Annotated in this window: 15 protein-coding genes; 9 read left to right on the forward strand and 6 right to left on the reverse strand. The window is 42.8% G+C overall.

What is annotated here, in order from left to right:
• Positions 1-101: 101 nt before the first annotated feature.
• The 3 genes from INP83_RS09670 to INP83_RS09680 form a co-directional block, all read right to left on the reverse strand.
• Complete coding sequence (locus INP83_RS09670; protein ID WP_219127243.1) at positions 102-839, reverse strand: DNA-formamidopyrimidine glycosylase family protein; 738 nt, start codon at positions 837-839, stop codon at positions 102-104.
• Positions 840-975: 136 nt separating this feature from the next.
• Positions 976-1,836: a YitT family protein gene (locus tag INP83_RS09675; RefSeq protein WP_146268522.1), complete on the reverse strand. Its 861-nt coding sequence runs from the start codon at positions 1,834-1,836 to the stop codon at positions 976-978.
• Between the two features lie 58 nt (positions 1,837-1,894).
• Positions 1,895-2,632: an NUDIX domain-containing protein gene (locus INP83_RS09680; RefSeq protein WP_219127244.1), complete on the reverse strand. Its 738-nt coding sequence runs from the start codon at positions 2,630-2,632 to the stop codon at positions 1,895-1,897.
• Positions 2,633-2,814: 182 nt separating this feature from the next.
• Here INP83_RS09680 and bglX point away from each other — a divergent pair, with 182 nt between their 5' ends.
• From bglX to INP83_RS09710, 6 genes are all read left to right on the forward strand, one after another.
• A complete protein-coding gene (bglX, locus tag INP83_RS09685) occupies positions 2,815-5,124 on the forward strand; it encodes a beta-glucosidase BglX (RefSeq protein ID WP_219127245.1) in 2,310 nt (769 codons plus the stop codon).
• 798 nt (positions 5,125-5,922) lie between these two features.
• The gene (locus INP83_RS09690) at positions 5,923-9,180 is read left to right on the forward strand and encodes a TonB-dependent receptor (protein WP_146268519.1); all 3,258 of its coding nucleotides are present in this window, start codon (positions 5,923-5,925) and stop codon (positions 9,178-9,180) included.
• A gap of 32 nt (positions 9,181-9,212) precedes the next feature.
• Entirely contained in the window at positions 9,213-11,048 is a 1,836-nt protein-coding gene (locus tag INP83_RS09695) for a RagB/SusD family nutrient uptake outer membrane protein (protein WP_219127246.1), read from the forward strand.
• Between the two features lie 81 nt (positions 11,049-11,129).
• Positions 11,130-14,699 (forward strand): VCBS repeat-containing protein, encoded by a 3,570-nt coding sequence (locus INP83_RS09700; RefSeq protein ID WP_219127248.1) that lies wholly within the window; start codon positions 11,130-11,132, stop codon positions 14,697-14,699.
• Positions 14,700-14,712: 13 nt separating this feature from the next.
• Positions 14,713-16,038: a vanadium-dependent haloperoxidase gene (locus INP83_RS09705; RefSeq protein ID WP_219127250.1), complete on the forward strand. Its 1,326-nt coding sequence runs from the start codon at positions 14,713-14,715 to the stop codon at positions 16,036-16,038.
• A 13-nt stretch (positions 16,039-16,051) separates the two neighbouring features.
• Complete coding sequence (locus INP83_RS09710; protein ID WP_219127251.1) at positions 16,052-17,590, forward strand: VCBS repeat-containing protein; 1,539 nt, start codon at positions 16,052-16,054, stop codon at positions 17,588-17,590.
• Positions 17,591-17,634: 44 nt separating this feature from the next.
• Here the strand turns inward: INP83_RS09710 and INP83_RS09715 are convergent, their stop codons facing one another.
• Positions 17,635-18,582 carry a multiheme c-type cytochrome gene (locus INP83_RS09715; RefSeq protein ID WP_219127252.1) on the reverse strand — a complete coding sequence of 316 codons (948 nt, stop codon included), beginning with the start codon at positions 18,580-18,582 and terminating at the stop codon, positions 17,635-17,637.
• Positions 18,583-19,083: 501 nt separating this feature from the next.
• On the opposite strand from INP83_RS09715, the gene INP83_RS09720 reads away from it, so the two are divergent.
• The gene (locus tag INP83_RS09720; protein WP_219127253.1) at positions 19,084-19,446 is read left to right on the forward strand and encodes a hypothetical protein; all 363 of its coding nucleotides are present in this window, start codon (positions 19,084-19,086) and stop codon (positions 19,444-19,446) included.
• Between the two features lie 74 nt (positions 19,447-19,520).
• On the opposite strand, the gene pgmB is transcribed toward INP83_RS09720, so the two are convergent.
• Entirely contained in the window at positions 19,521-20,171 is a 651-nt protein-coding gene (gene pgmB, locus INP83_RS09725; RefSeq protein WP_219127255.1) for a beta-phosphoglucomutase, read from the reverse strand.
• Positions 20,172-20,265: 94 nt separating this feature from the next.
• On the opposite strand from pgmB, the gene INP83_RS09730 reads away from it, so the two are divergent.
• Together INP83_RS09730 and INP83_RS09735 are read left to right on the forward strand one after the other, a co-directional pair.
• Positions 20,266-20,634 carry a hypothetical protein gene (locus INP83_RS09730; RefSeq protein ID WP_219127257.1) on the forward strand — a complete coding sequence of 123 codons (369 nt, stop codon included), beginning with the start codon at positions 20,266-20,268 and terminating at the stop codon, positions 20,632-20,634.
• A 127-nt stretch (positions 20,635-20,761) separates the two neighbouring features.
• Positions 20,762-21,298, forward strand: coding sequence for a ferritin (locus tag INP83_RS09735; RefSeq protein ID WP_219127259.1), 537 nt, complete (start codon positions 20,762-20,764; stop codon positions 21,296-21,298).
• Here the strand turns inward: INP83_RS09735 and INP83_RS09740 are convergent, their stop codons facing one another.
• Positions 21,299-21,547: a (2Fe-2S) ferredoxin domain-containing protein gene (locus INP83_RS09740; RefSeq protein WP_219127260.1), complete on the reverse strand. Its 249-nt coding sequence runs from the start codon at positions 21,545-21,547 to the stop codon at positions 21,299-21,301.
• Positions 21,548-21,756 lie beyond the last annotated feature (209 nt).

The following is a 21,756-nucleotide window of genomic DNA, read 5'->3' on the forward strand; positions in this document are numbered from 1 at the left end:
AAAGCGTCGTTGCGAGATGCGAAGCAATCTCCCAACTTGCAAAGCGCCTCTGTATAGCAAATAGATTGCTTCGTACCTCGCCATGACGCTAATTGATAACTTTACTTATACAGCTTCTGGCACACCTCGCAATAAAAACTTGTGCGGTGCGATTTGCCGGTGTCTTTGCGGATAATTGGCACGTGGTTACGCGGGCATTCTTTCTTATGGTAAGCCTTCCAGTTTTTCTTTAATGTTCCTGCCTGTTTCTGCTCCAGAAATTGGAAGCTGTATTTCACCGCTTCGTTGATCATTTCGCTTAGCTTTTTTGGTGGCAGGGCACTTACCAAACTCTCCGGATGAATGCGGGCGTTAAATAGCGCTTCGTTTTTAATGATGTTGCCAACGCCCGAGAATATGTGCTGGTCCATCAGCGCATCGCAGACAAGCAGATCAGGGTCAGCTTTCATCTTTTTGATGGCTTTACGGCTGCTCCAGTGGTCGCTCATGATGTCGGCTTGCCAGTCGTACACCTTGTCCAACGGTTCCATGATCAATTGCAGCTGGCAGGCATAAAAGTTAAGCTCTGTATCATCAGTAAAACGCACACCTAACCGAGGTGGTTTAGCAGTGTGTGCATTGATGCGGTAGGTGCCAAACATCATCATGTGTATGCGCACCGTAAACTTAGGGAAGCATATCAAAAAGTGTTTGCCCCAGCTTTTAAAGTCTATGATGCATTTATCTACCAGCAGTGAAGCGTCTAAAGATTTATTATTACAGGTAGCTTCGGCAACGGTTTTATGTTTAAATTGCTGTACCAGTTCTTTTAAGATCAATATGCTTGGGCCTTCGGGCATGTAATTGGTTTTAGCCCCCCAACCCCCTGAAGGGGAGCTTTTTTAAAACAATTCAAAGAGCAATTGTTTTAAATTCCTAATTAAGGCCGCAACGCGAAAGAATCTCCTACTCCCCCTTTAGGAGGCCTTGGGGGGCTTAATGCCCGCTCTTCTTCTTCAGTAAACCACCGGTGGTATCGTCAACACTGGTTTGGACAATAAAGGCAGCAGGATCTATCTTTAAGATCTCACGTTTCAGAAGCGGCACCTCCAGGCGGGTAGCCACGGTGAAGATGATCTCGCGAGGAGAATTAATATGGCCATCTTTGCCATAACCGCTTTTACCCTGGTATACAGTAACCCCACGGCCCAGGCTTTGGGTAATGGCAACGCGTATTTCTTCGCCTTTGGTTGATACCACCGTCATGCCTGTGTATTGCTCCAAACCATTAAGGATAAAGTCGATCATTTTAGAAGCGGACAAATACGTAAGGATGGAATACAAACCCGATTCAACACCGAGGGTAAATACGGCGACAACAAATATCACAACGTTAAGGATAAGGATTACATCGCTCACGCGGACTATCTGTGCACGTTTACTTACCAGTAGGGCAGCTATCTCCGTGCCATCTAAAACGGCACCACCACGTATAGCCATACCTATACCTGCACCAATAAATACCCCGCCGAATACTGCAGTAAGCAATTTATCATGCGTAACATCAGGGAAATGAACAAATGCTAAGCATAGCGATAGACCTGCAATTGCAGCCGCGCTTTTAACAGCAAACTTTAAACCCAGTTTGCGGTAGCCAAGTATTAAAAAAGGTATGTTGATGATAAAGATAAGTACTGATAGCGGTGTTTTGGTAATATCGGCCATCAACATTGATATACCGGTAACCCCGCCATCAATAAAGTGACTTGACAGAAGGAATCCTTTTAGGCCAAAGCCGGCAGAGAATATTGCACAAACGAGTAAGACGGTGTCAACCAGTACATTTTTAATTTTCATAGTAGAATTAGGTTAGCAAACGGGCTTAAGATAGCCAAAAAAGCCCGGATGACCTAATTTACCAGCCTCCCTGCAGGCCCTCTTTAAGCGCTGCGCGATAGTTTTCGAGGTTAAAAGAGTATAGGTAAGGGGCTTTATGAGCGCCGCCTTTTCGTGTCTCTTCCAGTTTATCCAGAATGCCAAAACCAAGTATCCGGCGCTGAAAATTACGGCGGTCGAGCTTTTTGTCCAGTATGGTCTCGTAGAGTTTTTGCAGTTCGGGCATGGTGAACTGCTGCGGCATCAGGCTATAGCCTATGGGCTGGTAGTTAAGCTGCAGCCTTAGGGTATCTAAAGCGGTTCGGAATATGTTTTCATGGTCTAACTGGAAAGCCGGGAGATCATCAAGGTCGCGCCAGGTGCATAGTTCAGAAAAAGCATCGGGCATTGGGGTAACGTCAACAAAGTCGACCAGGGCATAGTAACCTATGGAAATGAAACGTTGGTTAAAGAAGCTGTTATCCTTATAGATCTCATTATGAAACTTTGACCTGTCCGGATCGCCAAATACATGAAACTGGCGAAGAAAAACCTCATCAATGCCGGTGCGCTCCTTTAATATTCGGTTTGCTGCTTCTTCAATAGGTTCTTCTTTAAGTACAAAACCGCCCGGCAGGTACCAGGCTTCTTCATTATTGCTTTTAAGCATCAAAACTTTGAGCTGGCCTTCATGAAAACCAAACACAACGCAGTCAATAGATATATGATTTAAGTATATCTTTTCCCAATGATCGTCTAACTGCTCCTTTGTTAACATTTAAGGGGTATTATATAAAAAACTTTGATTGTTTGATTTTAATATCTACAATTGTGTACTATTTACACCTTTCCGGGCGTAAATTCTATAGCCAATTATAGTAATAAGTTTTACAGTTATTTTATAAAGATAGGTTAACATTTGAATAATGTTGGCTTTTACCGTATTTAAGCTGTTTATAGATGAAAAAAAAATTTACCCGTAACAGTGCAGCATTTATAGGTGCTGCTTTATTAATGAGCGTTTGCAGTATAAATGTAAATGCACAAACTGCTGCAGAAACTGCAAAGATGAACGCCTATGTAACCGGCCTGATGAAGAAAATGACGGTCGATGAAAAAATAGGTCAGCTTAACCTGGTTACCGGCGGTATGGCTATCACGGGCTCGGTTACCAATAACGGTATCGGCGATGGCGTTAAAAACGGCACCATTGGCGGCATCTTCGGTTTATACGGTGTTGCAGAAGTTCGTAAAATGCAGGAGGCAGCCGTTAAAGGGTCTCGCCTGCATATACCGTTAATATTTGGTTTGGATGTTATCCACGGTCACCGTACCATATTCCCCATACCACTGGGCATGTCTGCTACGTGGGATCTTGATCTCATCAAACAATCTGCACGTATTGCCGCGAAAGAGGCAACTGCCGAAGGTTTGAACTGGGTGTTTTCTCCAATGGTTGATATTGCTCGTGATGCACGCTGGGGCCGTATTTCGGAAGGTAGCGGCGAAGACCCATACCTGGGCGGTCGCATTGCTGCAGCTATGGTGCATGGCTACCAGGGCACCAGCCTTAAAAATGCAGATGCTGTTATGGCTTGCGTAAAACACTTTGCGCTTTATGGTGCTGCCGAGGCGGGCCGCGAATACAACACGGTTGACATGAGCCGCCTGGCAATGTATAATTATTACCTGCCGCCTTACAAAGCGGCCGTTGACGCCGGTGTTGGCAGTATCATGAGTTCATTTAACGTGGTGGATGGTGTGCCCTCAACCGTTAATAAATGGCTGCTTACAGATCTGCTTCGCAAGCAATGGGGCTTTAAAGGTTTCGTGGTTTCAGATTATACCTCACTTAACGAGGTTACCAACCACGGCCTCGGCGACCTTAAAACGGTATCATCCCGTGCTATTAATGCCGGTTTAGATATGGACATGGTGGGCGAAGGTTACTTAAAAACACTTAAGAAATCATTACAAGAGAAAAAAGTAAGCATGGCAGATATCGATAGGGCATGCCGCCTGATACTGGAAGCCAAATATAAATTAGGCTTGTTTGATAACCCTTACAAATCGCTTGATGCCGCGAGAGAGAAAAGTGATATCATGACTGTTGCTAACCGTGTTGCGGCCCGTTCGGCTGCGGAGCATTCTTTTGTACTGCTTAAAAATGACGACCAGATATTGCCGCTAAAGAAAACCGGTGGCAGCATAGCTTTGGTTGGCCCCTTGGCAAATAACAAACGCGATATGCTGGGCACCTGGGTTATCGGTGGCGAATGGGAAAAATCGGTAAGCGTGATGGAGGGCATTGAGCGTGTGGTTGGCGATAAGGTAAAGATCAATTACGCCAAAGGCAGCAACATTACTGATGATACAACTTTTATCAAACGTTTAAACTTTGGCCCGGGCATGGTTTCCTTAGATAAGGAGTCGCCTGAGGATATGATCGAGGATGCTGTTAAAGCGGCAAAGAGGTCGGATATCATTGTGGCTGTAGTAGGAGAGTCGCAAAGTATGAGCGGTGAGTCATCAAGCCGGTCTGATATCAGCATACCCGAAAGTCAACAAAAAATGCTTAGGGAACTTAAAAAACTTCATAAACCTATGGTGCTGGTGTTATTTAACGGTCGCCCGCTTACTTTACAATGGGAAAACGATAACGCAACTGCAATATTAGATGTATGGGCCCCGGGCACCGAAGCCGGTAATGCTATTGCTAACGTATTATTCGGCAACTACAATCCGTCAGGAAAGTTAACTACAACTTTCCCACGCAGCGTTGGGCAGATACCTTTATATTATAATCACTTAAATACCGGGCGCCCTTATACAACCGGCCCAACTAAATTTAAATCTAATTACCTGGATATTGATAATTCACCACTTTATCCGTTTGGCTATGGCTTAAGCTACACTAAATTCCAGTACAGTAATCTAAAGCTTAGCAAAACTAACCTCAAAGGTAACGAAACACTTACTGCAACTATAACAGTTGCCAATACCGGCAATTATACTGGTGAGGAAACAGTTCAATTATATATCGGCGATCCGGAGGCCAGTATCAGCAGGCCGGTAAAGGAGCTTAAAGACTTCAAGAAGATCACCCTTCAGGTTGGCCAAAAGAAAGATGTAAGCTTTACCATTACCCCTGATAAACTGAAATTTTTTAATAGTAACCTGAAGTATGATTGGGAGCCGGGCAAGTTTATTATTGAAGTAGGTACCAATTCCGAGATTACCGAATCTGCTACTGTAAATTGGATGAAATAGCTTATAAATAAATTAAATAAACTGTCATTAAAACAGCTTTTGCACAATGCAAAAGCTGTTTTGTTTATACAAAACCTTTACAGTGTAGTAAAAATCGACTTCGTGTATTTTGTACAAGTAAATGTCGTTTAGACATTATTAACCACTTTAAAATTTAATAATTCGTTAACATCTTATACATCCGGCGGGTCAGACTTCTTAAAAAAAAATCGCGAAGTTTTTAAATGCAGCGTTTTGCTGGGCCGGGAAATCTATTATATCCCTTAAAGTGTTGGTAATTGTGGATAATTAGCACTTTTAACTCTGTAAATGAGCTTATTATTTAGATACAAAAATTGCCTTTTTTTTAATAAAAATATAAGCGGCAGGAGATATGCTGATATTTTATTAATTAATTGATTGCATTTATGAATAATTTATAATTCTGATATAAATCTTGTGTAGCGTATACACCTTAGTTATATTAGATAAATGCCAATATAAACCGGGTTCTTTTTAAATAAGCCCAAAAACAAATTAACCAGATATTAAAGTGAGGCAACATCAGCCGCTTCCATATCCTGGTTTTAGTAGGAACATTTTAATAGGATAGTGTAAATACATGATTAAACTTTTACATTTTCTTTTTTCATATCTCAAAATCGAAAGCTTACGCTTTTACCCTGAAAAAAGAACTTCTGTAAGCTTATTGTATGCTACCACCGCACGACGGCGAACGTGCAGGTACGGCCATGTTCCTATATCTCACCAAGAATAAGGTCTTAAATCAAATATATTAATCAACTAAATCTCAATCTCATGTTTAAAAGTTTACTCCGCAAAGGGAGAGCATTGTGCTTGCTACTGGCATGCATGGTATCTTCGCTGGTAGTTACAGCTCAAACAAAGCACACAGGTAAGGTTATTGGCAGCGACGACAAGTTGCCGGTAGTTGGCGCCTCTGTATTGTTAAAGGGTACTACCACAGGTACACAAACAGATGTAAACGGTAATTACAGTATATCTGTAAAGCCGGGCGATGTGCTTGTGTTTACTTACCTGGGTTACACCACTCAGGAAGTAACAGTAGGCCAAAGCGACGTTGTTAACGTTACTTTAAGGTCTGCTAACAATACTTTAAACGAGGTTGTAGTAACAGGTTATACCGCTCAGCGTAAAAAGGACATCTCTGGTTCTGTTACAACGGTTAACGTTACTGCAGCTAAATCGGTACCAACTGTAAGTGCCGAAACTATGTTACAGGGCCAGGCGGCCGGTGTTAACGTGATTACACAAGGTGCCCCTGGTGCGGGTGCACAGGTAAGTATCCGTGGTATAAGTAACTTCGGTAACTCTTCACCGCTTTATGTTGTTGACGGTTTGCAAACCGGAAGCATCTCTAACATCAATCCTAGTGATATAGAGTCTATCTCTGTATTGAAGGATGCTGGTGCAGCTGCTATCTACGGTGTGAGCGGTGGTAACGGTGTTGTAGTGGTTACAACTAAAAAAGGTAAACAAGGCAAAGCGTCAATTTCTTACGATGCTTTCTACGGTACTACCCAGCCTTTAAGTGGCAATGTTTTCAACTTGCTTAATGCAGACCAGTACGAGCAATTAGTTGCAAAAGTTGACCCTGACAACGACCTGATGAAAGGCAACAATGGTAAATTTTACGATTACGGTTATCAATCAGGCGCGGGTTCTAAGGGTGTATTTAACCAGGCACAAGCAGGTAACTTTTTACCAAACTATCACTTAGATAATGACCCGGCTAAAGATTACCTGATCCAGAAATTTGTTAGAGGAGCAGGTACAGATTGGTTCCACGAGATCTTTAAAGCTGCTCCAATCCAACAGCACTCATTAAGTGCAAGCGCGGCAAGCGATAAAAGCTCATATTTCTTATCATTTGGTTACACTAACCAACAAGGTACACTTATTAATACATACTTTAAACGTTACCAGGCCCGTGTTAACACAACCTTTAACGTAAAAGATCACATCCGTTTAGGAGAGAACCTAAGTTTCTATTATGCTACTTCACCTAATGGTGGCGGTGGTTTAGGTAACGGTGGTAACCAAAACGAAGGTAACCCAATTTCTGAAACGTACCGTACGCTTCCAATTATCCCTGTATATGATATTGCAGGTAACCTTGGTGGTACTTACGCTGGTCCGGCTGCTTTAGGTAACGCTTTAAACCCTGTGGGTATTCAACAGCGCCAAACTACAACTCATACTAATGAGTACGGTATTCAAGGTACCGTTTTTGCTGAGGCTGATTTCTTGAAGCACTTTACAGCGCGTACAGCTTACAGTGCAGACATTTATAACCGTTATTATTACAACATTGGCTATCGCCAGTATGATAGTGGTGAAGCGCATGGCGGTAACAATAGCTATAATGAAGGTGCTTTATATGCAACTAACTTTAACTGGAGTAACACCATTGCATACAAGGAAGTATTTGGCAAACACAATATCAGTTTATTGGGTGGTTTTGAGCAAAGAGGTTTTACCGGTCGTAACATTAACGCAACTGCAAAAAACCTGTTCTCACTTGATCCATTCTACGCAAACATCACCAATGGTCAGTCTGGACAAACCACAGCAAACAGCTCGTTTGGCGCAAACAATACACCTCTTAACAGGATCATGTCATTCTTCGGTCGTTTAGATTATACCTATGACGATAAATATATTTTAGGTGCAACTATCCGTCGTGATGGTAGCTCACTATTTGCTTCAGGCCAAAAATGGGGTACATTCCCTGCGGTTTCATTAGCATGGAGAGCATCGCAAGAGGAATTCCTTAAAGGTAATGCATGGTTAAATGACTTGAAGATCCGTGGTAGCTACGGTACTCTTGGTTACAACGCAAACGTTGGTCAAAATAGTGCTTATGCTGCGTTTGGCGGTAGTGCAGGTGGTTCTTCATACCCTATTACCGGTTCATCAAGTTCAGTAGTTCCCGGTTATTTCTCAAACTCATTGGGTAACCCTAACACAACTTGGGAAACCGATAAAATATTCAACGTAGGTTTCGATATGTCTATCCTTAACCATTTCGATTTTACAGTTGAGTATTACAGAAAAACCATTAGCAATCTTTTGGTAAATGTACCTCTTCCTGCAACTGTAGGTGGTTTGGATGCTGCTATCCCTGCTGTTAACTTCGGTACAGTAGTTAACAAAGGTTTTGATATCAGCGCTAACTACCACGGTGCTTCAGGTGGGTTTACCTATTCAATTGGCGCTAACATCACAACGCTTAACAATAAGATCACCGAACTTGGTGCACCATTCTACACTACCGGTATACGTAATGGTAACGTAGTTTACAACCAGGTAGGTGGCAGCATCGGCGACTTCTACGGTTATAAAGTGATTGGTTACTGGAATAACCAGGCTCAAATTGATGCGCTTAACGCTCAGCAAAAACCGGATCTTTTCGGATCAACTCCTGTTTATCAAACAGATGCAGCTCCTGGCCGTTTCCGTTACCAGGATACCAATGGTGATGGCCGCATCACTGATGCTGACCGTACAAAGATCGGTAGCCCACTGCCGGATTTCACTTATGGTGTAAACTTAAATCTTAGCTACAAAAAGTTTGATTTAGGTGCAGTGTTCTATGGTTCGCATGGTGCTGATATATACAACACCATCAAATACTGGACTAACTTCTACGGTTCACAAACCGGTAACAAAAGTTTAGACCTGTTAAACAACTCTTGGACACCAACCAACACCAATCCTAAAGCTCCAATTTTAGAAAAAACCACAAGCTTCAGTACCTCTGATGCGATCAGCTCATACTATGTTGAAAGCGGTTCATTCCTTAAATTGAGGTCAGTTCAAGTAGGTTACACTTTTGAGCCTTCTATAATCAAGAAAATTGGCCTTGAAAAATTGCGTGCGTATGTACAGGGTACTAACCTGTTCACTGCTACTAAATATAGTGGCCTTGATCCGGAGTTGCAGTCTGTTGACCGTAACAGCCCTGGTATTGATTTGGGTAACTATCCAAATAACGAGCGCAGGTTTATTTTTGGTGTAAACGTAACTTTCTAATAATAACTAACAGAAGATATAAGATAATAGTTATGAAAACAAGCTTTAAACTAAAGGTAATTATCCCGGGCACGCTTCTGCTGGTCGGTTTAACTTACTCTTGTAAAAAATATCTGGATCAGGCGCCGATAGGCTCGCTGATTCCGGAAGTGATCGCAACCCGTACAGGTGTTGACGGTGTACTTATTGGTGCATACTCTGTAGTAGATGGCGTGTTTGACGGCCAGGCAGGTAGCCCATGGGAAACCGGTACCGATAACTGGGTGTATGGTAGCGTTGTTGCGGGTGATGCATTTAAAGGTTCAAACCCCGGTGACCAGCCGGCTGCTGCTAACCTTGAAGCATTTAGCGCTACAGGCGCAAACGATTACCTGAACGATAAATGGCGCGTATGCTATGCTGGTGTACAGCGCGCAAACGACGTGTTAAGGTTATTACCGCAGGTAAAGGATGGTTCAATTTCTGATGATCAGAAAAAGCAATACATTGCTGAAGCACGTTTTCTGCGTGGATTCTTTCACCTGGAGGCTGCCAAACTTTGGAAAAACATCCCATATGTTGATGAGACCATCACTTACGCGGCTAACAACTACAACGTGCCAAACAGTGGCCCAATTTGGGATAAAATAGAGGCAGATTTTGTAGCAGCCGCAGCAGATCTCCCTGCCACACAATCACAAATAGGCCGTGCTAACAAATGGGCGGCGCTTGCATTTGAAGCTAAAACCCTGATGTTTGATCATAAATATTCTGCTGCGTACACCATATTAAAAGATGTAATTGCTAACGGCGTTACCTCTTCTGGTGCAAAATATGCTTTAGGCGCTTATGCAAACAACTTTAACCCGTCAACCAAAAACGGCCCTGAGGGTGTGTTTGTGGTGCAAACGTCTGTAAATGATGGTGCAAACGGTTTAAATGGTAACGCTGGTAGCGTATTAAACTTCCCATCAGGCGGCCCTGCCGGTTGCTGCGGTTTCTTCCAGCCTACATTTGATTTTGTAAACTCGTTTAAAGTAGATGCAAACGGTTTACCGTTGATCGATACTTACCAAAACGGTTATATCAAAAACGACCAGGCTGTTCCTGCTGGTACAGTATTTACTCCTGGCGATGAATTGTTAGATGCAAGGTTAGACTGGTCAGTTGGCCGTCGTGGTATACCATACTTAGACTGGGGTATTTGCCCGGGTGCTGCATGGGCTCGCGACCAGCCAAACGGTGGTCCGTACCTGCCAATTAAAAACGTTTACTACAAAGCTGCACAAGCAACAACTTCTGACAGCTACGGCGGTTGGGCTGCTAACCAGGCAACATCAAACAGCTACAATGCTATCAGGTACGCTGACGTGCTTTTATGGGCTGCAGAATGTGCGGTAGAAGCTAACGAACTTGCAAATGCGCAAACTTATGTGAACCTTGTTCGTGCTCGTGCTGCTGATCAAAGCGGTTGGGTTAAAGGTAAGTTAACCGGTTATACCAACGGTGATGCTACCAAACCAATTGTTGATAACAGCCAGTTTGCTGCTAACTACAAAGTTGGTTTATATACTAATCAATTTGTAACAAACGGGCAGGCTTATGCTCGTAAAGCAGTATACTTTGAGCGTAAACTTGAGTTGGGTATGGAAGGACATCGTTTCTTTGACCTTTCTCGTTGGGATGCTGTTAACGGCGGCCCTGCAACAGGCTTTATGTCATCAGAAATTGAGAAGTTCCTAAAAAATACCCGCGACTTTGGTGATTCATTCACTTCAGCGGTTATGAAGGTTGCGAAGTTCACTGCTAACAAGAATGAACTTTACCCGATCCCACAAACTCAGATCGACTTATCTAAAGGTACTCTGAAACAAAACCCAGGCTACTAATAGCTCACAAATAGTTTAAAAAGAGGGGAAGATGTATCGTCTTTCCCTCTTTTTTTTGAATATATTTGTTCATAACCCGTTATGACTTCCCTAAGATACTTACTTGTAATAGCTATTGCTTTATCGGTTACCGCGTGTAAAAAGGCAACACTTTTTGAACGTATATCATCCTCTCAATCCGGTATAAAATTCAACAATCTTATTGTAGAGAACGACAGTATAAATCCGTTAGATAAATTAAATATTTATAATGGCGGCGGTGTTGGTTTAGGCGATTTCAACAATGATGGCTTACAGGATATTTATTTTATTGGTAATGCAGTACCAAACAAGCTGTACATCAATAAAGGTGATTTTAAATTTGATGATGTAACAGATAAGGCAGGCGTTGGAGGCAAAGGCGGCTGGGGCAGGGGTGTTGCCGTTGTTGATATCAACAATGATGGCTTAAAAGACATTTATGTATGTAACACACTGCTAAACGATGCAAATAAACGCACAAACTTACTATACATTAACCAGGGCCCTGATAAAGATGGTGTCCCTCACTTTAAAGAATCAGCGGCGGAATACGGCTTAAAGATCAACGTACACTCCACAATGGCTTCGTTTTTTGATTATGATAATGACGGTGACCTGGATATGTACCTCACCGTTAATGAAGCGCAATCTACAGACAATACCAGCCAGTTTAGGCCATTGATCAAGGATGGATCGGCCCGCAGCACGGGTAAACTTTTCAGGAACGATTATGATCCTGTACTAAAGCATCCGGTTTACAAGGATGTTTCAAAAGAAGCCGGTATCCTGATCGAGGGATATGGGCATGCAACTTCAACAGTAGATATTAACAGGGATGGTTGGAAAGACATTTATGTAACCAACGATTTCCTACCTAATAACATCCTGTACATCAACAATCACGACGGTACTTTTACCGATCGCTCACAGGAGTATTTTAAACATACCGCTACCAGCGCTATGGGCCAGGATATACAGGACATTAATAACGATGGCCTTGCCGACGTATTTGAACTGGACATGGACCCCGAGGATAACTATCGAAAAAAGATGTTTATGCCCGGCACAACTTACCAGTTATACCAAAATTTTGACTTTTACGGCTATCAATATCAGTATAATCACAATACCCTTCAGCTAAACCAGGGCCCGCGTTTGGGCCAAAATGATTCGGTAGGTGCTCCTGCATTTAGCGAGATTGCATTCATGAGCGGTGTAGCGCAAACAGACTGGAGCTGGGGGCCTATGATAACCGATTTCGATAACGATGGCTTCAGGGACATTGTAGTTACCAACGGCTACCCAAGAGATGTTACCGATCATGATTTTATTGCTTTCAGGAACGAGTCATTTGCACTGGCATCAAAAAAGCAGGTTTTAACTCAGATACCGATTGTGAAGATCCCTAATTACGCTTTTCGTAACGACGGTAAATTGCAGTTTGAAGATGTTACCAAAACCTGGGGCATGGACATAGCATCGTTTTCTAATGGCTGTGCTTATGCCGACCTGGATAATGATGGCGCAATGGATTTGATCATCAATAATATTGATGATGAGGCATTTGTGTATCGTAATACATCGCGCGATAAGGATAAAGACAATAATCATTACCTACACGTAAAATTTGAAGGCTCTGCTCAAAACAGGGATGGCATAGGTGCCTGGGCAGATATTTATTACAACAACGGTAAACACCAGGTTTACGAGAATACGCCATTCAGAGGCTATTTGTCAACCATTCAAAACATAGCCCATTTTGGTTTGGGCAAAGTAGCTAAGGTTGACTCGGTAGTTATTAAATGGCAGAACGGCTTGCAACAAACGCTGGCCAACGTTAAAGCCGACCAAACGCTTACTGTGAACATTAAGAATGCTAAAAGCCCTTATAGCTTTAAAATTGGCGGCGTAAACGATCGATCTCTTTTTGCTGAAGTAACCAAAGCCGTAGGCATCAATTATAAACATCAAGATGATGATTACATTGACTTTAATGTTCAGAAGTTGCTTCCGCACAAATTTAGTGAGTATACGCCTGCTATTGCCGTAGGCGACATTGACGGCAATGGCTTTGATGATATGGTTGTTGGTGGTACCTCAAAATATCCGGCACAGGTATTTTTGCAGCAAGCCAATGGCACCTTTAAACAACGTGCTTTGGAGCCTGCTTCTACCGATGTACAATTTAAAGATGAGGGCATGCTTTTGTTTGATGCCGACGGCGATGGAGACCTTGATCTGTATATAGCAAGCGGCGGCTACGAGAAGGAGCCAAATTCAAAGGCTTACCAGGATAGGATCTATGCTAATGACGGTAAAGGAAACTTTGCCTTACAGCCCAACGCCCTGCCTGCCAATTTTACCAGCAAGCTATGTGTAAAGGCAGTCGACTTTGACAAAAACGGATCGCTTGATCTGTTCGTATCCGGCAGGGTTGAGCCGTGGGCCTATCCTAAACCGGTATCGAGCCTTGTGTTGAAGAACGAGAGCACAAAAGGGCAGATCAAATTTGTTGATGCTACGCCAACAGTAGCCAAAAGTTTAAATAAATTGGGTTTGGTTTGTGACGCGTCGTTTACGGATTATGACAACGACGGATGGCCCGATCTGATCATAACCGGTGAATGGATGCCGCTTACCTTTCTTAAAAATGATCATGGGGTGTTTAAGAATATGACCGCTACTACCGGGGTTGAGAATAACCTGGGATGGTGGAACACCATAGCTGGTGGTGATTTTGACCATGATGGCGACATTGATTACATCGTAGGTAATACGGGCCTTAATACGTTCTACTGCGCAACGGATCAGTACCCGATGTACATAACTGCAAAGGATTTTGATAATAATGATAGTTATGACGCTTTTCCATCACTGTTTTTAAAGGACAAAGAAGGCAAGCTACAGGAGTTCCCGGCGCATACGCGTGATGACATTGTTAAGCAGATGATCAGCATGCGGGTTAAGTTCCAAAACTATAAAAGCTTTGCGGTAGCAACCATGGATAGTGTTATTACGCCGGAGATGCGTAAAGGCGCAATCCGTTTAAAGGCTAACGATCTAAGATCTGGTTATTTGCGTAACGATGGGCATGGTAAGTTCACATTAATGGCATTGCCAATTGAGGCCCAGATGTCGCAACTTGCAGGTATGGTGATCGACGATTTCGATCATGATGGCAACTTAGATGTGATATTTAACGGTAACGATTACGGATCTGACATTAGCAACGGCCGCTACGATGCCTTTAACGGCTTAATGCTTAAGGGCGATGGTAAAGGTGGGTTTAAACCGTTAAGCATTATGCAAAGCGGCATTTATATACCGGGTGATGGTAAGGGTTTGGTTAAGCTACGCGGTGCCAACGGCAATTACTTGTTAGCCGCCAGCCAGCACAAAGGCCCTTTAAAAGTATTTCAACTTAAAAAATCTCCTAAGGCCGTAGCGCTACAACCTATGGATATGTATGCTACAATCAAATATAAAAACGGAAAATTAGCTAAGCAGGAGTTTTATAATGGTGGGTCGTTCTTGTCACAATCGGGCAGATTTTTTAATATTGACGATACAATGGCCGCTGTTACGGTAACCAATAATAAGGGCCAAACGAGAACTATACCCTTAAATTAATTTACAACGCATAATGATGAGGAGCCTGAAGGTTTTAGCCGCTGCTTTTACGATAAGTTTAATTATTGCCGGCTGTAACCACAAACAAAAGATAAAGCTGAAAAGCGATACCGATGTTTTACACGAGAATGTTGACCAGCTAACCCAGGTTATCATATATGATGCTTTTAGCCCGCCGGTTGCCAGCCGCATTTATGGATACACAACGCTGGCAGCTTACGAGGCCATGAGGTTCCAAAATCCAAAATACAATTCTATAGCCAACCAGCTCAAGGGATTTAAAACTATGCCTGTCCCGCAAAAAGGGCTAAAGTATAACTACGCTCTTGCTGCTACCAGGGCGCTTTTCACCGTTGCCCATAAGGTTACTTTCTCGGTTGATACATTGAAGCGATACGAAGACAAGGTTTTTGCCATGTATAAGGATAATCTTGATGAGGAGACCTTTAATCGCTCGTTAGCATTTGGGGATACCATTGGTAAGGCTGTTTTAGCAAGGGCAAAATTTGACAATTACGCCAAAACAAGAGGCAAACCACGCTTTTTAGGGAGCCGTGATAACGGCAAATGGCGCCCAACCGCTCCCGATTATCTTGATGGGGTAGAGTTTTGCTGGGGAACCATGGAAACTTTCGTAGTAAAATCGTCTTCTGATTTTCCTTTGCCGCCGCCACCTCCTTACAGCGAGGATAAAAACAGCACGTACTTTAAGCAAAACCTTAATGTTTACGAACAAAGCAAAAAGCTAACTAAAGAACAGGTAGAGATCGCTAAGTTTTGGGATGATAACCCATTTGTGATACAGCACAACGGGCACATGATGTTCGTAAATAAAAAGATAACCCCAGGCGGCCACTGGATAGGCATTACCGCCATAGCCTGCAAAAAATCAAAGGCTGATGCTGCCAAAACCGCCCAGGCTTATGCCATGACAGCCATTGCGCTTTACGATGCTTTTATATGCGGCTGGCAGGTTAAATACACCACGGAATACATAAGGCCGGTTACGGTGATAAACGATAAAATAGACCCTAAATGGCTGCCGCTGCTGCAAACGCCACCGTTTCCTGAATATCCAAGTGGGCATAGCGATATTAGTGCAGCATCAGCAGTGGTTTTAACTCATCTGTTCGGTGATAATTTTGAATATCAGGATACCAGCGATCTGCGATACATAGGTATGCAAAGGCACTTTAAATCATTTTACCAGGCTTGTGATGAAACGTCTATAAGCAGGTATTATGGCGGTATACACTATAAATTTAGTGTTGATGCGGCGGCTAAGCAGGGTAGGGAAATTGGAAATTATATTTGGAATACGCTTAAGTTAGAGAATTAATCAGGGGAGGTATATGAGTTTAAAACGTAATTCTTTTATCGTAAGTGCGTTGGTAACAGGTTCGGTGCTGCTATCAATAAGTGCGGGGATCGAAGGCTGTAAGCCAAAAACTGCCGCCAGTTATAAGCTTACCGGCGATGTTGTTGCAGATGGTAAGTACCTTACCCAGCAGTACTGTACAAATTGCCATGCCCTGGTGCCAGCTAACGCGCTTACTAAAGATGTATGGCGAATGCATGCCCTGCCTGTAATGGCTGATTACCTTAAGATATCTACCTACGGCAGCGATTTTTTTAAAAAGCCGACAGATACAGGTGGAATCTCTTTAGTACACTGGCAGGCGATAGTTGATTACTATAACAAAATTGCTCCTGCAGAATTAAAACCTGCTCAGGCGCCGGTTGCATTAAGTAGCGATTGGGCAGGCTTTACTTTACGTAAGCCAAATGAGGTTGCAGATGTATCCTTTACAACCACCATTAAAGGTGATCCTGCTACGGGGAAGATCTACACCAGTGACCTGGTGGCTTCTAATTTAACCGAGTGGGATACCGAGCTTAAACCCAAAGTACTAACTACGCTTTCATCGGGTGCTACGGATATACAACTGCAAAAGAATGGTACAGCCGTTATATCTGCGGTTGGTCGCATAGATCATGTAGATTACCCAAATGGCCGTATACAGGGTTTAAAATTAAATGGCGGCAACAAGACTTTTGACATTGCCGGTGACATGCCGAGACCAGTACAGACCATCAGTGCTGATTTTGATAAGGATGGCAAAGATGAGATTGTGGTATGTGGGGAAGGTTTCAAAAAAGGAGGTGTTTACCTGCTCAAGGTTGATGCAAACGATAAACCACTAAAGCAGACAACTATTGCTGATAGGGCAGGTGCGGTACAAGCCATAGCACAGGATTTTAACAAGGATGGCTGGCCCGATCTGATGGTGCTTTACGGCATTGGTAACGAAGGATTAGCTTTGTACCTGAATGATCAAAAGGGCGGATTTACGACAAAGGAGCTACTCCGGTTCCCACCGGTGAATGGATCTACCAGTTTTCAGCTGGCCGACCTTGACCATGATGGCAACCTTGATCTGATATATACCTGCGGCTACAATTTCCATGATTCCCGCATTTTAAAACCCTATCACGGCCTATACATTTACAAAAACAAAGGCGACTTCAAATTTGAGCAACAATGGTTTTACCCGATAAATGGTGCAACTAAAGCTATAGCAACCGATTTTGACGGTGATGGCGATATTGACATTGCCACTATCGCGTTCTTTGCCGATATGAAAGAAAAGCCTGCAGAGGAGTTTATCTATTTTGAGCAACAAAAACCAATGCAGTTTAAGCCTCACAGCGTACCCGTAAGCCAATATGGCCGTTGGATGAGCATGGATATAACGGATATTAATAAAGATGGCAAACCGGATATATTATTAGGCAATTACGCCAGCGGATTTATGTTCCAGCCTAATTTTGCACCAACCTGGAATGAACATTTACCCTTTATTGTGTTGCAGAATAATTTTAAAAAATAGTCTTTAGACCATCCAATATCAAATAAGCGCCGGGTAACCGGCGCTTATTTTTTTGCCTTTAAATATTGCAATATCTTGCTTGTTTCATCAGGATATACGCCGATGTGATGGGTGCGTATCATCACAGATTGCTGCTCGTTCACTATCGCTTTTGAGGGCAATAGTGGCATGTGGCAATCTATACATTTAGAGCGCAGTACAGCGGCATCGATTTTACCTGTCATTTTGCAAAGCTTATGATTGGCGTTGCTGTGGCAGGTTTCGCATTTTGCAGCAAAGTACAAAGCCTCGTCGTGCTGTTTTTTATGCGCATCGTGGCAGCTTGAGCAATTCATTTTGGATGCGCTAAAGCATTTACTAGTTTTAAGCATTTCAAGCTGATCGCCGTGTACATCCAGGTGCTTTAAATCCGGCGGCCCTGCAGAGGCGGCCCTTTTCTTAAAGTCGGCAAGTTTATCACCCGGTTTAAATTCAAATATCGAACGGCTATTATCAGTTTGCGTGCCCGAGTGACAGGTGCCGCAAAGGTCTGTTTGCTGCGTTTGTGAAAGCGATTGAATACGGGTGATATACTTCGCTGTTTTTATGTCCGGATTACTAAACTGATATTCGGCATGCTGCCTGCCGGGGCCATGGCATCTTTCGCAATCTATCTTTAGCACTACAGAGCTTTTATCAAAACCAACGGATTCGCCCGAAAAGCTGGCAACTTTGCCCGGCCCTGTTTTGGCGTAAGATGCGTGGCATTCCATGCATCTAAGATTAACCATCCTATCAAAACTGGCTATGGTTGTATCAAACCCGGGGCTTACTATCCATTTGCTTTTTGTTTTATCGTAAGAGACCGGTAGCTCAAATAATTCGTTTTCTTTCCAGTATAGATAGGTCTCACCTTTTACGCCGCCTGTTACCAGGTCAATTCGTTCGCGGTTTACCTGCTGTCCGTTTATAAAACTTGCCTCGTATATCCCGCTGTCTGTTTTCTGCATCATGATGTGTGCATGATCATTATAGTACACAGAATCATTTCCCTTAAAAAAACTGCCATGAACACTACTATCAGACGGGAGGGAAGAAGCGAGATAATGCGCCGTATGTATGTAGGACTGATCAATATTTTTATGGCAGCTAATACATGTTTTAGCTCCCGTATAATCTTCACCTCGCGGATCTGTAGCGGCGATCCCCTTGTTGCTTAAGCATTGCGTAAGAATTGCAGCTACAGGTAAGAAAAACAGGGCGAACAGCACTAATCGCTTCCGGGGCATAATTTAAGCCAATTGGTTAAGTATATAATAATAACCATAATTATATGTGGCAATAAGTAAGGAACTGTAATGTTTCTGTTACATATTGATGGCAACGCCCAAAACGATACGAAACTTTATTTACTTAAATTTAAGTAACTGTGAATCAATAAATTGTGATTTAAAATAGTACTATGTATTGCATAATACCATGTAATGTTTAATTTTGTGTAAATACTTATTACAATGAACAGGCAAGTAAGATTTTTAATTATAGCCATAGGCGCATTAGCTTCAATGGCTGGATGCAACAGAGGTAGGACAACCCGTATCATCAACACAAGCGAAGATCATAAACAGGAGATCAAATTTTCGGGAAGTGTCGTTTTCAGTCGCGATTCAACAAGTGTGGCGCATATCTCAGACAAGGGATATCTCTTCTTTGATGAGGATGGCAAGAAGTTAAGGGCTGAAAATGATGATAAAAACCATGTGGTGTACAGCTTTGATGGCGACGGTTTTGTGAACTTGTTGTCGGCAGAGCAGAAAACCTTTTTGGCTCACGCTGTAAAAGTTATCATCCGCGAGCGCGCCAAACTGAACAGGTAGTTCAGTAAAGAATTTTGAGTTTCAATTTGAGTGTGTGAATGCCTGCCGCCGCGAGGGTAGCAGGCATTTCTATGTTAAAGCGTGTCCAACTCTACTACTGTGATCTTGTCGAGGCCACTCACAACCTTCTCTGCCTTAGTTAGCACCTCAGGTGAGCCGATACCTACCGTTTTCATGCCACCATTTACGGCAGCTTCAATACCCGCAACGGCATCTTCAAATACCACACAATCAGCTGGCGATACACCTAAGGCTTCAGCGCCTTTTAAAAATACCTCAGGGTCTGGTTTTGGGGCGCTTACGCTGTTGCCATCAATCACAGCATTAAATAAAGATTGCAAGTCTAATTTTTGCAATATAGTAGGGGTGTTCTTACTGGCCGAGCCTATAGCCGTTTTAAGCCCTGCATTGCGGCATGCAATAACAAAATCTCTGGCGCCGGGCAATATTTCAGAAGGTGTCATTGCGCCTATCATCTCGGTGTACCAGGTATTTTTGCGGTCGGCGAGTTCTATTTTTTGCTCGTTAGACATACCTTTAATTCCACCCCAGCCCAGTATCAGGTCGAGGGAGGCCATACGACTTACACCTTTTAGTTGCTCGTTCTGGTGCTCGGTAAAGTCGAACCCTAATTCGTTCGCGAGGCGTTTCCACGCTTTGTAATGGTAAACAGCGGTATCAACAAGTACACCATCGAGGTCAAAAATGCAAGCCTTTATTTTCATTTTGTAAATGTAGCAGGCTTGTTAATAATCATTATAAATAATTATTAACATTATTTGGATTAATTATAAATAAATGTGACTTTTGTTGTCAGAAATGGTTACAACGCTTACAGAAACACAAACAGGGATTTGGGAAGATGTGTTCAGCACCAAAGCAGGCACAGTTTACCAATGCGACGCCGAAACTTGCTGGTACATCAATTTCGCCGGCAAGGTGGCCAAATTTGATTACCGTTGTCTGCAAAAGCTAAAGAAAGCCGTTTACCACATTGATATTGAAGCTAAACTCCTCGATTCATCAAAAGATCCGGATGTTGAGATCATTTTCATTTGTGCCTGCGACCATACGTATATCCTCACACTCCTGCAGATCATCGAGCTCAAAGAATTGTTACAAGGCACATTTGTAATGTTACAGTTGAACAATATTCTTCACGATAAGCTGTACCGCACTGCTGTTTAATAATTTAGACTGAATTCATATTGCTTTTATTTTGAACGGATGGCTCAAATGAGCCGTATTATTGTTTAAATGCTTAAGTCGGCACGCTTGTTGACCATAAAGTTTAACAATAATCTAAATACACAATATGAAAGATCTGATCCGCGTAAAAAGCCTTCTTTCTACAGAAGTAGAAGAGCTTTTAAACCAGCAAGTAAGGAAAGAAGCATTGTCTTCATCTATATATTTAGCCATGGCTTCATGGTGTAACCGTAACGGTTTTGATTATTCTTCAGAATACTTTTTTAAGCAGGCAGAAGAAGAGCGCCATCACCAGCTAAAGTTTTACAAATATATCCTGGATATGGGCGGTAATGCCGTATCACCGGAGGTTACAGGTATTAAGCAAGAGTATAACTCATTCCGCGAGGTATTTGAGGATGCGCTTGACCAGGAGATAAGCGTTACGCAATCTATCAAGAAGATCTACGCACGCTGCTTAAACGAGCAGGATTATGTAACCAATGAGTTTTTAAACTGGTTCCTGAAAGAGCAACGCGAGGAAGAATACAAAGCCCGCCGTGCGCTTGAGCTGTTTGAGGTTATTGGTGTTGAAGGTACCGGTGCGTGGGAAATTGACCGCCACGTTGGTAAAATCAAATACGACAGCGAAGCAGCCGATTAATTAATCGGTCATCAGTTTTAAAACATCCTTCTCCGAATACTCTTTTAGCCAGATATTGCCGGGAGATATAGTACAGACCGGTGCCCAATCGCACCGGTCTGTACATTCTATACGTATCACTTCTATATCCTGTCCGCTGTATTTAGCAAACCTCTTTGCAGCTTTATAAGTATCTTTTCCGCCACGTTTAGCGCATTTGCCGCCGGTACATATAAACAACGTTTTATCAGGAACGGGGAACTTGCCCATATTAATTTCACTTTAGTAATTCAACTTACAAATATCGTGTTTGTTTTTGAAAGTGGGTTATTTTGGTGGGGTCGACTCACCCCGACTGCGCTTCGCTGGTCAACCCTCTCTGCTGCGCAAAGAGGGTAGGAGTTACACTGGTTAAAGCTTATAGCTTCGACCTTGAACGAAGCAAGCATTCTGCTTGCGTAAGCCGAAAGCTTATACCA

The sequence above is a fragment of the Mucilaginibacter sp. 21P genome (assembly GCF_019331605.1).
GTDB lineage: Bacteria > Bacteroidota > Bacteroidia > Sphingobacteriales > Sphingobacteriaceae > Mucilaginibacter > Mucilaginibacter achroorhodeus.